General features: G+C 71.4%; 10 protein-coding genes. 2 read left to right on the top strand and 8 right to left on the bottom strand.

Annotated features, from left to right (window positions below; translation table 11 throughout):
- Positions 1-50: 50 nt before the first annotated feature.
- Positions 51-668, top strand: a complete 618-nt coding sequence (locus ABZ714_RS19305) for a GNAT family N-acetyltransferase (protein WP_358826466.1) — start codon at positions 51-53, stop codon at positions 666-668.
- A 107-nt stretch (positions 669-775) separates the two neighbouring features.
- On the opposite strand, the gene trxA is transcribed toward ABZ714_RS19305, so the two are convergent.
- The 7 genes from trxA to ABZ714_RS19270 form a co-directional block, all read right to left on the bottom strand.
- Positions 776-1,108 (bottom strand): thioredoxin, encoded by a 333-nt coding sequence (gene trxA, locus ABZ714_RS19300; protein WP_358826465.1) that lies wholly within the window; start codon positions 1,106-1,108, stop codon positions 776-778.
- A gap of 51 nt (positions 1,109-1,159) precedes the next feature.
- Entirely contained in the window at positions 1,160-2,134 is a 975-nt protein-coding gene (trxB, locus tag ABZ714_RS19295) for a thioredoxin-disulfide reductase (RefSeq protein ID WP_358826464.1), read from the bottom strand.
- Between the two features lie 123 nt (positions 2,135-2,257).
- Complete coding sequence (locus ABZ714_RS19290) at positions 2,258-3,214, bottom strand: zf-HC2 domain-containing protein (protein ID WP_358826463.1); 957 nt, start codon at positions 3,212-3,214, stop codon at positions 2,258-2,260.
- Positions 3,211-3,915 (bottom strand): RNA polymerase sigma factor SigM, encoded by a 705-nt coding sequence (gene sigM, locus ABZ714_RS19285; RefSeq protein ID WP_358826462.1) that lies wholly within the window; start codon positions 3,913-3,915, stop codon positions 3,211-3,213. Before sigM ends, ABZ714_RS19290 begins: the two co-directional genes overlap by 4 nt.
- A 146-nt stretch (positions 3,916-4,061) precedes the next feature.
- On the bottom strand, positions 4,062-5,798 hold the full coding sequence (locus ABZ714_RS19280) for a protein kinase family protein (protein WP_358826461.1): 1,737 nt from the start codon (positions 5,796-5,798) through the stop codon (positions 4,062-4,064).
- Positions 5,799-5,912: 114 nt separating this feature from the next.
- Positions 5,913-8,228 (bottom strand): murein biosynthesis integral membrane protein MurJ, encoded by a 2,316-nt coding sequence (murJ, locus tag ABZ714_RS19275; RefSeq protein ID WP_358826460.1) that lies wholly within the window; start codon positions 8,226-8,228, stop codon positions 5,913-5,915.
- A 44-nt stretch (positions 8,229-8,272) separates the two neighbouring features.
- The gene (locus ABZ714_RS19270; protein WP_358826459.1) at positions 8,273-10,630 is read right to left on the bottom strand and encodes a DUF6049 family protein; all 2,358 of its coding nucleotides are present in this window, start codon (positions 10,628-10,630) and stop codon (positions 8,273-8,275) included.
- Between the two features lie 165 nt (positions 10,631-10,795).
- On the opposite strand from ABZ714_RS19270, the gene ABZ714_RS19265 reads away from it, so the two are divergent.
- Positions 10,796-12,238, top strand: a complete 1,443-nt coding sequence (locus ABZ714_RS19265) for a CCA tRNA nucleotidyltransferase (RefSeq protein WP_358826458.1) — start codon at positions 10,796-10,798, stop codon at positions 12,236-12,238.
- 200 nt (positions 12,239-12,438) lie between these two features.
- On the opposite strand, the gene ABZ714_RS19260 is transcribed toward ABZ714_RS19265, so the two are convergent.
- Positions 12,439-13,749, bottom strand: coding sequence for an MFS transporter (locus ABZ714_RS19260; RefSeq protein WP_358826457.1), 1,311 nt, complete (start codon positions 13,747-13,749; stop codon positions 12,439-12,441).
- Positions 13,750-13,829 lie beyond the last annotated feature (80 nt).

Raw genomic sequence — 13,829 nt, 5'->3', positions numbered from 1 at the left:
CCGCCCGGCCGCCACCGGGCGGCCGGGAACGACGGGGAGGAGCGGCTCGGATGGGGCGACGGCTGGTACCCCTCACCCTGGACAATCTGTCGGACCTCCCCGAGCGCTGCCGGTCCTGTGTCTTCTGGGAGCTGGACCCGGTCAGCGGGGAGGCCGCCGTCACGGCGGGCCGGCCGGGTGCGGAGAAGGAGGCATGGCTCTCCGCCGTTCTGCTGGAGTGGGGATCCTGCGGCCGGATCGTCTATGTCGACGAGGTGGCGGTGGGCTTTGTGCTCTACGCGCCCCCGGCGTATGTCCCCCGCTCCCTCGCCTTTCCCACCAGTCCGGTCTCGGCGGACGCCGTCCAGCTGATGACCTCCTGGATCGCTCCGGGATTTCAGGGGCAGGGGCTCGGCCGGGTGCTGGTTCAGACCGTCGCCAAGGATGCGCTCCGCCGGGGCTTCAAGGCCATTGAGGCATTCGGGGACGCCCGCTGGCGGCAGCCCGCCTGTCTCCTCCCGGCCGACCATCTGACCGCGGTGGGGTTCAAGACGGTCCGCCCGCACCCGTCCTATCCACGGCTGCGGCTGGAGCTGCGAACGACGCTCTCCTGGAAAGAAGATGTGGAGCAGGCGCTGGACCGGCTGCTCGGCGCGGTCCAGAAGGAGCCCGTCCTCCGGCCGCTCTGACGCCGAAGACGACAGAGGACAACAGAAGACGACTGAGGGCCCACCCCGGATCGGGGTGGGCCCTCGTCATGTTTCACGTGAAACATCGGCGCTGGGGCGCCGGGGTGCTACTCGGCGATAAAGGGGTCCAGGTCGCGGAGGATGGCGGTCTTCGGCTTGGCGCCGACGATCGTCTTGGCGACCTCACCGTTCTGGTAGACGTTCAGCGTCGGGATCGACATCACGCCGTACTTGGCGGCGGTGGCGGGGTTCTCGTCGATGTTCAGCTTGACGATCTCGATCTTGTCACCGTGCTCGGCGGCGATGGCCTCCAGGGACGGCGCGATCTGACGGCACGGGCCGCACCAGGCCGCCCAGAAGTCCACCAGTACCGGCTTGTCGCTCTTGAGGACCTCGTCCTCGAAGGTGTCATCGGTTACGTTCTTCAGCGCGCCGGCCACGGCGGCCTCCTTTGATCAGCTACGGGGTGAGAGGGAGAGGAAGGGGACCGGTCAGACCGCGGCGGTCTGCTCGGGCTGAGTGGCCTGCTCGGCGTCCGCCAGGGCGGCCAGGAAGCGCTCGGCGTCCAGCGCCGCGGAGCAGCCGGTACCGGCGGCCGTGATGGCCTGACGGTAGGTGTGGTCGACGACATCGCCCGCGGCGAAGACACCGGTCGCATTGGTACGGGTAGAGGGCGCCTCGACCTTGAGGTAGCCCTCGTCGTCCAGTTCGAGCTGGCCCTTGAACAGCTCGGTGCGCGGGTCGTGGCCCACGGCGATGAAGAGCCCCGTCACCGGGAGCTGGGACGTCTCGCCCGTCTTGGTGTTGCGCAGGGTCAGGGCGGAGAGCTTCTGGTCGCCGTGGATCTCGGCGACCTCACTGTCCCAGGCGAAGGTGATCTTCGGGTCGGCGAAGGCACGGTCCTGCATGGCCTTCGACGCCCGCAGGCTGTCCCGGCGGTGGACGATCGTCACCGACTTGGCGAACCGGGAGAGGAAGGTCGCCTCCTCCATCGCGGTGTCACCGCCGCCGACCACGGCGATGTCCTGGTCCTTGAAGAAGAAGCCGTCGCAGGTGGCGCACCAGGAGACTCCGCGCCCGGAGAGGGCGTCCTCGTTCGGCAGGCCGAGCTTGCGGTGCTGGGAACCGGTGGTGACGATGACGGCCTTGGCCCGGTGGACCGTGCCCGCCGTGTCGGTGACGGTCTTGATCTCACCGGTGAGGTCGACGGAGACCACATCGTCCGGGACCAGTTCGGCACCGAAGCGCTCGGCCTGGGCCCGCATATTGTCCATGAGGTCGGGCCCCATGATGCCGTCGCGGAAACCGGGGAAGTTCTCGACGTCGGTGGTGTTCATCAACGCACCCCCGGCCGTCACGGCTCCTTCGAACACCAGCGGATTCAGTGACGCCCGCGCGGTGTAGAGCGCCGCCGTGTACCCGGCGGGTCCGGAGCCGATGATGATGACGTTACGGACGTCGCTCACGAGTCTCTTCCTCGTCTCTGCAGGCTGCCTGCTGACAGATGGGTCGGGGCAATGGCTCTCACCCCACCCAACGGATCCTACGGGGGATGCATTCCCGTACGGTCGCGCAGCGCGCTCGGAGCCTCAGCGACGGGGGTAGGAGTCGGTCAGCAGTACCTTCCCCGGGGCCGGGGAAGCGGCGGTCGTACAACCGGCGTCGATGACGAACGCCTCGACCCGCTCGATGTCCACGGCCGCGGGCAGGACGACCAGATAGGCGTCGGTGCCCTGGTAGCTGCCCCGTTCCGCCGCGATCGGCGGAACGGTACGCCCGGTGCCCTGCTGGACACAGGGGGGGACCGAAGGGCCGGGGCCGCCCATCTCCGGGCCGGGCTCCGCGGGCGCCGTACCAGGCATGCCCTCGGTCGTCATGGCCGTACCGCCGTCCCGCTGGACGGGACGGGCCTGGAGGAGCGCACGGACCCGCCGCTCCAGGGTGTCCTCGGACAGCTCGTCGGGGCCGGCGGAGTGGGTGGTGGCGGAGTGCGTCCGGACCGGCTGATCGCCGCTCTCGGACGTCAGCAGCTGGAAGGAGAGGACCGCGACCCCCGTGGCGAACACACCGAAGGCCGCCCCCAGGACGACGGTACGGCGGCGGAGGCGAGTGGCCCGCCCGGGGCCGGTACCGCCACGGGGGCGGCCCTGGGGCCTGGTCACCGGTCCGCCACCGGCCGCGGTGGACCGGTCGGCCGCCGGGTCGGCGGTCGCGGCGGAAACGGGCACCGTCGATGTTTCACGTGAAACACCCATGGAGCCGGAGCCGGAGTTGCCGGTCTCGGGGTGCCCGGCAGCCAGCAGCGCTTCGGCGGCCAGCGCGGCATCGATCCGCTCGGCGATATCGGTGGGCATCCGGGGCGTACCCGGGACGGCGCCCAGCAGACCGCGGATCTCCTCCAGGGACGTCCGGACGTCCTGGCAGAGCTCGCAGTCGGCCAGATGCTCCCGCAGCCGGTCGCTCTCGGACGGGGAAAGCAGGCCCTCGGTGAGGTCGGAGATCTCGGAGACATCCGGATGCTGAACCATGTCGGCCGTGGATGTCACGTGCGTCCACCTCCGCCTTTCACAGCAGCAGGATCGGTCGGTCCCGCGTCCCTCTGGTCCGTTGCCGATGGGACGGATGTCCCCGGCGTCCGGTTCCTTCCCCCACCGGAATCGTCGCTATCCCCGGAAGACCCGCGCAGATGGGTGACGAGTGGCAGCAGCCGGGCTCTCCCCCGGGCGCAGCGGCTCTTGACCGTGCCCGGGGGCACATCGAGCGCCTCGGCCGCCTCGGCGACGGAGTAGCCCTGCATATCCACCAGGACCAGGGCCGCCCGCTGCTCCACCGGGAGCTTCGCCAGGGCGGCCAGCAGCTGCCGGTTGAGATCCCGGCGCTCGGCCGGGGCCTCCGCGGACTCATGCGGTTCGAGCAGCTGTTCCAGCCGTGTGGTGTCCTCGACGGGCGCGGTCCGCCGGGAGGCGGCCTTACGGGCCCGGTCCAGGCAGGCGTTCACCGTGATGCGGTGGAGCCAGGTGGTGACGGCGGACTGGCCGCGGAAGGTGTGGGCGGCCCGGAAGGCGGAGACCAGGGCGTCCTGGACCGCGTCGGCGGCCTCCTCGCGATCGCCCAGGGTGCGCAGGGCGACGGCCCAGAGCCGGTCGCGGTGGCGCCGGACCAGTTCGGCGAAGGCATCGGGATGGCCCTCGACATGGCGGGCGAGGAGTTCGGAGTCGCTGGCTGTGTGGGACGCCCCCGTTGTCACGGCCTCCACCCTCTGGTCGGTCCCGTACTGCGGCTGATCGCTTGAGCTCCGGCCCGGTCTGTCTATCACGATTACCCCGGACGGAGGCAGGGAGCCGGGGAATCCCCCGGTGCGGTCGGCCGGCGGGGCGTACCCCGCCGACCGGGTCACTTGCCCAGGATCTTGATCTCGGAGATTCCGCCCCGGAAGCGGTCCGCCCGCTCAGCCGGCGGCAATGACGTGAGGCGGATCAGTACATAGCGGGCCCGGACCGGTTCGAACGTGGTCCGCAGCTCCTCCCCCTTCGTCCCCTCGGGGACGAGCTGCCGGCCGAATTCCGAGAGGCCGGTCGGATTGACGGCGTTCTCGGCGGCGGCGGAGACCGAGACGGTGTTGCCGCCGCGGTAGAGGTCGATATCGACCCCGGAGACGTTCCGTACCGAACCGAGGTCGACGATGATGCCGCTCCCCAGGGACCGCTGGGGGAGATTGCCGAAGTTCGGATAGTTCCGGTACTCGGGTGTGATCCAGGCGGAGTTCGGGTCGCCGTCGACGGTGTTGGGGACCTGCTTCCGCTGGATCGAGGAGCCGTTGGGCTTGAACTCCTCGACATGGGTGATGGCCAGCGGGTCGGCGGGCGGGGCGGGCTTCTCGTCCCCGTCCCGGGGCGGGGCCTCGGGCGAGGGCCCGGAGTCCTTGGTCCGGTCGAGCAGCTTCTCCGAGATCTGCCAGCTGCCCACTCCCAGGGCGGCGATCAGCAGCGCGGCGGCGGTCCACTTCAGGGCCTTGCCCGCCCGGCTCTCCATCGGCGGCGGCGGCACCGGTACCGGACGGGTGGGAGCCGGGGCTCCGGGCAGTCCGGAGCCGGGGCGGCCGTAGCTGCCCTGCTGATAGGTGGTGCGCTGATACTCCGGCGGGGCGGCGAAGGCGGGCTCCGGAGGGCGGATCCGGGGCATCTCCGCCACGGCCTTCGCCAGCTCCTCCGGGGTGGTGCAGGGCGGCTCCTGGCGGGAGGCGGTGGCGCCGTCGTTGACCAGGGCGCGCATGGACAGCTCGGAGAGCCCCCGGTGGACCCCGGCCCGTACCTGGTCCGGCGGCAGCAGCCCGACGCCCTTGGGCAGCCCGGAGAGCCCGTGAGCGTCGTTCTCGTACGGCCAGCGCTGGGTGAGGGCGGCGTACAGCAGGGCGCCGATCGCCTCGGTGTCGGTGCGCTGCGGGCGTTCGGCGGTGATTCCGCGCAGGGCGGCGTTCACGGCGAGCCCGCGGACGCGGTACTGGCCGGTGGAGGTCCGCAGGATCGCGGAGGGGGTGAGCTTGAGGTGGGCGAGCCCCTCGCGATGGGCGGCCGCCATGGCCTGCGAGAGCTGGTCGACGAGCCGGTACGCCTCGTGCGGCTCCAGCGGGCCCATGGCCAGCAGGGTGGTCAGCTCGGTGGCGTCCGGCAGCCACTCGTGGACGACGTAGACGAGGTCGTTCTCCTCGACGGCGTCGAGGACCATCACGAACCGGGCGTCCCCCAGCAGGGCCGCGGAGCGGGCGGCGGCCAGCACGGACCGGGCCCGGGAGTGGTCGGCGGGCAGGACGTGGACCCCCACCGCCCGGCGCAGCTTCTCGTCCACGGCACGCCAGCTGCTGAAACCGTCCAGACGGGTGATGCACTCCTCCAGGCGGTACCGCTTGGCGAGTTTATGACCGCTGTGCAGCTCGGGTGCGGGGGCCGCGGCCCCCTTCTCGGCCGGGGCGTCGCCGTCCCGGGCGTCCTCGTTCTCGGGGGCGACGGGCAACTCGGCCGTCGCCTCGGATGCGGCAGCTCCGTCGGCCGCGGCCTGCTCCGCCTGAGCGGTCGGCGGTTCGTCCCCGCCGTTGTCGGCCACGTCGACGGCAGCCGTGCTACGTTCCGCCACCGTCGTTCCTGCCTCCCCATCCGATGCGCCTCACCAACAGCCATGCCAATTGTGCCCACAGACCGCTGCTATGCACGACACACGGCCCCCGGCGATGGTTGTGCGGGTAGCGCGTCAGCGCCCGAGCCGGCCCCGCACCATGCCGACGATCGAGTTCAGTTCCTCGATCCGCATCCGCCGGGCGGCCAGGAAGAACACCACGCCGAGGACCGCGCCGCCGCCGACGAGGGCGGCCAGTGAGCCGCTCGCGCCGCTGCCCAGGAGCTTGATGATGCCGAAGGCCGCACCGCCGCCGAGGACCGCGGCGGGCAGCGACGCGATGCACAGCCGGGTGTAGGTCCGCATCACATGGGCGCCGTCCAGATCGCCGCCGAGCCGCTTGCGCAGCCTGCTCCAGGCGACCCCCACGCCGATCATGTACGCCAGGCCGTACGAGGCGGCCATCCCGACGACGGCCCAGCGCGCGGGCAGGACGAGGAAGCTGATTCCGGCGGCGCTCGCGTTGATCACGGCGACGATCACGGTGTTGTAGAAGGGCGTCCGGGTGTCCTCGTAGGCGTAGAAGCCGCGGAGGACGACGTACTGCACGGAGTAGGGAATCAGTCCGAGGCCGAAGGCCATCAGGGTGAAACCGATGTTCCGGGCGCCCTCGGCACCCGATCCGGCGTACATCAGGCCCGCCATCGGCACACCGAGGGCCAGGAAGGCGAAGGCCGAGGGGACGATGGCGACGGCCGAGGTGCGCAGCCCGTAGGAGATGTCGTCCCGGACGGCGGCGGCGTCGCCGTCGTGGGCCGAGCGGGAGATCCTGGGCAGGACGGCGGTCATCACCGAGACGGTGATGATGGCCTGCGGAAGCTGCCAGAGCAGCAGGGCGAAGTTGTAGGCGGTGATACCGGTACCGGTGAAGCCGTGTTTCTCGGCGGTGGCTCCGGCGGAGGTCGCGAGCTGGGTGACGACGATCATGCCGAGCTGGTTGGCGAGGACGAAGAAGAGCGTCCACTTCGCCAGCTTGGCCGCCTTGCCGAGACCGTGGCCGCGCCAGTCGAACCGCAGCCTCATCCGGAAGCCGGCGTCCCGCAGATAGGGCAGCATCGCCAGGGCCTGGACGACCAGGCCGAGCATGGTGCCCAGGCCCAGCAGCCGGATGCCCTCGGGGGTGATCGTGGTGGTGTTGACCCCGGAGTCGGTGAAGCTGCCGAAGGCCCAGATGAAGGCGCCGAACGAGGCGATGATGACGACGTTGTTGAGGACCGGGGTCCACATCATCGCGCCGAACCGGCCCCGCGCGTTGAGGATCTGCCCGAGCACCACATGGAGACCCATGAAGAAGATGGTGGGGATGCAGTAGCGGGCGAAGGCGACGGCCACCTCCTTCTTCTGCGGGTCGGAGGCGATCGTCGGCGACATCATGGTGACGAGCATCGGCGCGGCCACCACACAGAGCACGGTGACGCCGGTCAGCAGTACCACCACGAGGGTGAGCAGCCGGTTGGCGTACGCCTCGCCGCCGTCCTCGTCGTTCTTCATGGCCCGGACCAGCTGGGGGATGAAGACCGCGTTCAGCGCGCCGCCGCCGACCAGGACGTAGATCATCGTCGGCAGGACGTTGGCGACCTGGTAGGTGTCGCTGAGGACGCCGACACCGATCGCCCCGGCCATCACCAGATTGCGCAGGAAGCCGGTGAGCCGGGAGACGATCGTGCCCGCCGCCATCACGGCGCTCGACTTCGCCAGGCTGGACACCCGGCCGCCGGAGCGCTTGGGCTCGGCGGGGGCGGGCAGCGGCTCCGGCGCGGGCGCGGGCACGCTCCGGCCGCCGCCCCCCTGCTGGTCGCGGAAGAGATGGGCGAAGGCGTCCTGCTGGGGCCGTTCGTCGGCCGCGTTGGTGACCAGGTCGTCGACCCCGGTGTACTGGGTGGTCCGGGCGTCGTCGCCGTACGGCAGATGACGGGAGGGGCCCTCGGGCTCCGGCGGCGGGGTGTGCGCCCAGACCCGGGGGTCGGGGGCGTGCTGCGGGGTCGGGGGCTGCTGGTAGAGCGGCTGCTGGTCGGGGTAGGTGCCGGGGGGCGGCGGCGGGTGGGAGGCCCGGTCGTAGAGCGCCTCGGCCACCGGGTCCTGGGCCGAGAGGTCCTGGGACCGGTAGGGGTCCGGGGCGTAGGCGTCGCGCAGATACGGATCCTGCTGGGCCTGGTGGTAGGAGACCTGCTGGGTCGCGTCGTAGGCGCCGTACTGCTGGGCCGCCGGGTCGTAGGGCTGCTGCTGCGCGGGGTCGTACGGGTACGGCTCCGGCTGCTGCTGGTAGGCGGGGTCGTAGCCGTACGGGTGCTGGGCCGGGTCGTAGGCGTACGGGGGCTGCGGCGGTGGCGGCTGGCCCGCCGGATCCATCCCGGCGCCCTGACCGCGGTCACCGTCGTACGGCGCGTTCATTGCAACCCCACCTCATCGTCCCCGGCCGGTGGCCACGACATCGCTCAACGGTCCACTTTCTCACCCGCGCCCGACCGGTCGCCGCTTTCCCGGCCGGTGTCCGGTGTCGGGTCACTCGGCTGCCCGGGGTCGATGCCGTCGGTACCGTCCCCGGGCGGCGGGGTTCCGCCCGCCGGGGCGTCCCCGGCGGAACCGCCGCCGGTGCCGTCGGCCGGGGTGTCGCGGGCCGCCGCGCGCTTGCGCTGGGTGTACATCCGGACCCCGGCGAGCACCAGGAGCAGTACGCCGCCCGCGATGACCAGCAGGACCGTGGGGGTGGCTTCGGAGACCTTGACCGTGAACTGCATCGCGGGGCCGTACGCGGTGCCGTCCTCGGTGTAGAGCTGGGCCGTCATCCGGACCTGGCCGTTGGCATTGGCCTTGGCGTCGAACTTCACCGACTGGCTGTGGCCGCCCTTGATCTCGATCGGGCGCTCGGCGACGCCCTTGTCGTCGAGGCTGAGCCGGGCGCCGTTGTCGGAGCTGAGCCGGAGCACCAGGTTGTCGACGTTCTGCACCAGCCGGTTCTGGACGGTGACCGGGATGGTGGCGCTGCGGCCGGAGAGGGTGATCTGCGACTTGTCGATCAGCTGTACCTCGCCGACCAGCAGCCCCAGGTTCTGCCGGACCCCGGCGCGGTACTCCTCGGCGGCCCGGGCGTTGCCCCGCCAGGAGGTGGACATCTCCCGGTCGACGGCCCGGGAGAACGGCGGCTCCACCCGCTCCGGGGAGGTGAGGATGCCGGTGAAGTCCTTCAACGTGTCCTGGGTGGCACGGATCTCCCGGAAGGCCGATACGGGCAGCTCGCGTCCGCGGAGCCGGTCGGGGTACTGGGAGCCGGACGGCACCCGGCGGTTCGCCCCGCTGTCCGGCTCGGCCTCCGCCGCGGCGATCAGATCCACCGGCTGGGTCCAGCGCTCCCCCGACAGCCCCTGGAGGGCCCTGGCCATGGCCTGGGCCTGGGACGCCGACGGCATCCGCTGGGGGGCGACCACGACATTCCGCGGTCCGGGGGCGTCCTGGAGGGCCACCACCAGGGTCTGGGCGAGGAACCGCTGGACGGCCAGGGTCGACCGGCCCGCGTGCACCAGGTCGCCCTCGAACGCCTTCGACAGCCGGGCGTCGGCCACTACCGCCGTCGTACCGCCGCCGATCGGGCGGGGGGCCGAGACCGTGTACGGCAGATCGTCGCGGAGGCTGTCGCCGCAGGTGATCACATGGTCGGCGCCGGCCGAGGTGGCGACGTTCACGATCGAGGAGTCGATCGCCCCCTCGACCGGCCAGGCGAAGTCGAGGGACGGCTTGACGTGCAGGATCGTCTCCACGGTCCGCCCCGCGACCTCGGTGGCGGGCTGGAGCCGGCCCAGCGTGCCGGAGACCTGGGTGCCGCGGTGCGCCAGGGACGCCAGATCGGGGTCGGCGTACGGCAGGGCGACGACCTTGCGGTCCTGTACGGCGGTCTGGAGGGCGCCGAGCCACTGCTGGGCCACCGCCTGGTTCCGGCCCGGTACGGTCCGCTCGCCCCCCTTGCCCGGCAGATCGCTCTTGACCCGGTAGTTACCGGTCATGGCGTCCACGGTGGCCAGCAGATCGGGGTCGATCACCCAGGTGACCGGCAGCTCCCGGCCCAGCGAGACCATCTGCCCGAGCCGGCCCCCGGGGGCGATCTCCTTGGCCAGCGACTCGTCCTCGAAGACGGGGGTCCGCTGCTCGTCCGAGCCGATCTCGGAGGTCAGATGAGTGGAGGAGACCAGCGGCCAGAGATAGGTGAGCCGGGTCTTGGTCCCCAGCGCCTCGGGCTGCCAGGGCAGAAAGGTCCGCTCGATGCCCAGCACCTGCTCGTAGGAGCCGCCCTCGCGGCCGGAGAGGCTGACCCCCAGCTGATAGACCCCGCCGTCGCCCAGATCCAGCTCCTCCACCGGGACGGAGAGCGTGAAGTCCCGGCTGATGCCCGGGGCCAGCGACGGCAGCTTGACGGTGAACTCGTCGCCCAGGGACCGGCCGTCGGCGCCGGGCTCGTAACCGCCCCGCTTGGCGACCCGGTCGATGGCGGTCCGGCTGGTCAGCCGCTGGCCCACCCGGAGGTCGACCTCCGGCTCGGTGATCCGCCGCTTGCCCTTGTTCACCACCGTGCCGGAGACCTTCAGAGTCCCGTCCGCCTCCGGCACGACCGGAGTGAGTGTGGTGAGAGTCACATCGACGGTGGAGGCTTCCGAGGCCGCCGGAGCGGCCGCGGCGGAGGCCGCCAGCGGCCCCAGCAGCCCGGCGATCAAGGGGGCGGCGGCCAGGGGGAGAGCCGCGCGGCGCAGCCACCGGCGGGAGGGCGAAGGGGTCGTCCTCCGGAAGTCTGCCGCCTCGGCCACGCGCTCGTCCGTCCCTCGTCGTCTGTTGCCGTCAGGTCGCTGTCGCTCATTGCGTCCACGCATGGTAACGAGGTGCGCCGGGCCTGAGTGCCGCGGTCCGCCGGACATGATCGTCCGGCTATTCCGGGAGACCCCCACGGGCCGGGGGACGTACCCTTCTCTGTTGTGCCGAACGCCAATGAAGACACCCCTTCCGCACTGAGCCAGGTGCAACGCCGCGCGGTGACGGAGCTACTGCGGGTAGCCCCCGTCGCGGACGATCTCGCCCATCGCTTCCGGGCCGCGGGCTTCCGCCTCGCCCTGGTCGGAGGCTCGGTCCGGGACGCACTGCTCGGCCGGCTCGGCAACGATCTCGACTTCACCACCGACGCCCGCCCCGAGGACGTGCTCGCCGTCGTCCGGCCCTGGGCCGACTCGGTCTGGGACGTCGGTATCGCCTTCGGCACCGTCGGGGCGCAGAAGTCCGGCTATCAGATCGAGATCACCACCTACCGCTCCGAGGCGTACGACCGGACGTCGCGCAAGCCCGAGGTCTCGTACGGCGACTCCATCGAGGAGGACCTGGTCCGCCGGGATTTCACGGTGAACGCGATGGCCGTCGCACTCCCCGAGAAGGAGTTCATCGACCCGCACCACGGTCTGGAGGACCTCGCGGCCAGGGTGCTGCGCACCCCGGGCACCCCCGAGGCGTCCTTCTCGGACGATCCGCTGCGGATGATGCGGGCCGCCCGGTTCTCGGCCCAGCTCGACTTCGCCGTGGCCCCCGAGGTGGTCGCCGCGATGACGGAGATGTCCGGGCGGATCGGGATCGTCTCCGCCGAACGGGTCAGGGACGAGCTGAACAAGCTGGTGCTCTCGGCCCACCCCCGGCAGGGGCTGGCCCTGCTCGTCGACTCCGGCCTGGCCGACCAGGTCCTGCCCGAGCTGCCCGCCCTGCGGCTGGAGAGCGATGAGCACCACCGGCACAAGGACGTCTACGAGCACTCCCTGACCGTGCTGGAGCAGGCGATCGATCTGGAGGAGGACGGCCCGGACCTGGTGCTCCGGCTCTCCGCCCTGCTCCATGACATCGGCAAGCCGCGGACCCGCCGGTTCGAGAAGGACGGCCGGGTCTCCTTCCACCACCACGAGGTGGTGGGCGCGAAGATGACCAAGAAGCGGATGACGGCGCTCAAGTACTCCAATGAGCTGGTCCGGGACGTCTCCCGGCTGGTGGAGCTGCATCTGCGGTTCCACGGGTACGGGGACGGCGAGTGGACCGACTCCGCGGTGCGCCGTTACGTCCGGGACTCCGGACCGCTGCTCACCCGGCTGCACAAGCTGACCCGCTCGGACTGCACCACCCGGAACAAGCGCAAGGCCGCCGCGCTCTCCCGGACGTACGACGGTCTGGAGGAGCGGATCGCCCAGCTCCAGCAGCAGGAGGAGCTGGACGCGATCCGGCCCGACCTCAACGGCAACCAGATCCAGGAGATCCTCGGGATCGGACCGGGGCCCGCGATCGGCAAGGCGTACGCCCATCTGCTGGAGCTGCGGCTGGAGAACGGGCCGATGGAGTACGACGACGCCGTCGCGGCGCTCAAGGAGTGGTGGGCCGCGCAGAGCTGAGCCGGAGCGGTGCTGAGCCGGAGCCGTCGGGCGGGGGCATGTTTCACGTGAAACATGCCCCCGCTTCGTTGTGCGGTGCCGCCCGGGGCGCGGGGCGATGGCTCTCCGTCGGAGTCCCGGGTCGGAGAACGGGCGATGTTTCACGTGAAACATCGCCCGTTTCTCATCGCCCGTCGTGGATGTCGCGGGAGTCGCGGTCCTCAGCCCGTGGGGCCGGTCCCGGCCCCGGTGGTCTCCGCCGGGAGCGGGCCGGGGTCGCGGCGGTGCCAGTGCCGGAGCGTCAGGGCGATCCCCGCATAGATCACGGCTACCAGTACCACCAGGACGACCGAGCGGCCGTCCGGCGGCAGCATCAGGGCGGCGACACCCGCCGCCCCGACGAAGGAGACATTGAAGAGGACGTCGTAGAAGGAGAAGATCCGGCCCCGGTAGGCATCGTCCACCGAGGTCTGGACGACGGTATCGGTGGTGATCTTCGCGCCCTGGGTGACCAGCCCCAGGACGAACGCGGCGACCAGTATCGGCCCCGGAGCGAAGGGGAGCCCGAGCGCCGGGACGAGCACGGCGGCCGTCGCCGCGCAGCAGACCATCCAGCCGTACGGGCCCAGCCGCCCGATGGTCCACGGGGTGATCAGGGCCGCGACCAGGAAGCCCGCCCCGGAGACGGCGACCGCGACCCCGAGCAGGGCGAGCCCGTCCTGCTCGTTCTCGTACCAGGCGTACCGGCAGAGCATCAGCACCATCACCAGCAGCGCGCCGTAGCAGAACCGCATCAGGGTCATCGCGGTCAGCGCCCGGGCCGCCGCCGGGCGCCGGGCGAGATGACGTACCCCCGAGACCAGTCCGCGGGCCGTGGAGGCGACGGCGCTCAGCAGCCCGGTCCGGATCCGGTCCGGATCGGGTCCGAGCAGCTCCCGGCCCATGCGCAGCGACGCCAGGGCGGCACAGAGATAGAGGGCCGCGCCCAGCAGCACCACGGCGGCGTCGGAGTCGTCGGCGATCAGCCGTACCGCGAAGGCGAGACCGCCGCCCGCGGTGGCGGCCAGGGTGCCCGCCGTCGGCGAGAGGGCGTTGGCGATCACCAGCCGGTCGTCGTCGACGACCCGGGGCAGCGCGGCGGAGAGCCCGGCCAGCACGAACCTGTTGATGGCGGTGACGGAGAGCGCCGAGACATAGAACAGCCAGTCCGGGACGGAGGCCAGGATCAGCAGGGCGGTACCGCAGGCGAGCAGGGCCCGCAGCAGATTGCCGTAGAGCAGGACCTGGCGGCGTCGCCAGCGGTCCAGCAGCACCCCGGCGAAAGGGCCGATCAGTGAATAAGGCAGCAGCAGGACGGCCATGGCCGAGGCGATGGCGGCGGGCGAGGTCTGCTTCTCGGGGGAGAAGACCACATACGCGGCGAGCGCCACCTGGTAGACACCGTCCGCCGACTGGGAGAGCAGGCGGACCGTCAGCAGCCGGCGGAAGCCGGTCAGGCGCAGGAGTACGCGCAGATCACGTACGACGGGCATGCGGACAAGAGTCACACATGAGCCCCGCGGGAACGCGGAGGGCCCCCGGTGATCACCGGGGGCCCTCCGCGTGGACCCGG

The sequence above is a fragment of the Streptomyces sp. NPDC006798 genome, from assembly GCF_040635975.1.
In the GTDB taxonomy this organism is placed as follows: domain Bacteria; phylum Actinomycetota; class Actinomycetes; order Streptomycetales; family Streptomycetaceae; genus Streptomyces.
The sequence above is the reverse complement of the archived record's forward strand: the minus strand, read 5'-3'. Positions and strand labels throughout refer to the sequence as shown.

What these genes read in the sequence shown, in the direction of transcription:
- ABZ714_RS19305 (WP_358826466.1), top strand. Translation starts at nt 51, where the DNA reads ATGGGGCGACGGCTGGTACCCCTCACCCTGGACAATCTGTCGGACCTC.
- murJ (WP_358826460.1), bottom strand. Translation starts at nt 8,228, where the DNA reads ATGAACGCGCCGTACGACGGTGACCGCGGTCAGGGCGCCGGGATGGAT.
- ABZ714_RS19260 (WP_358826457.1), bottom strand. Translation starts at nt 13,749, where the DNA reads ATGCCCGTCGTACGTGATCTGCGCGTACTCCTGCGCCTGACCGGCTTC.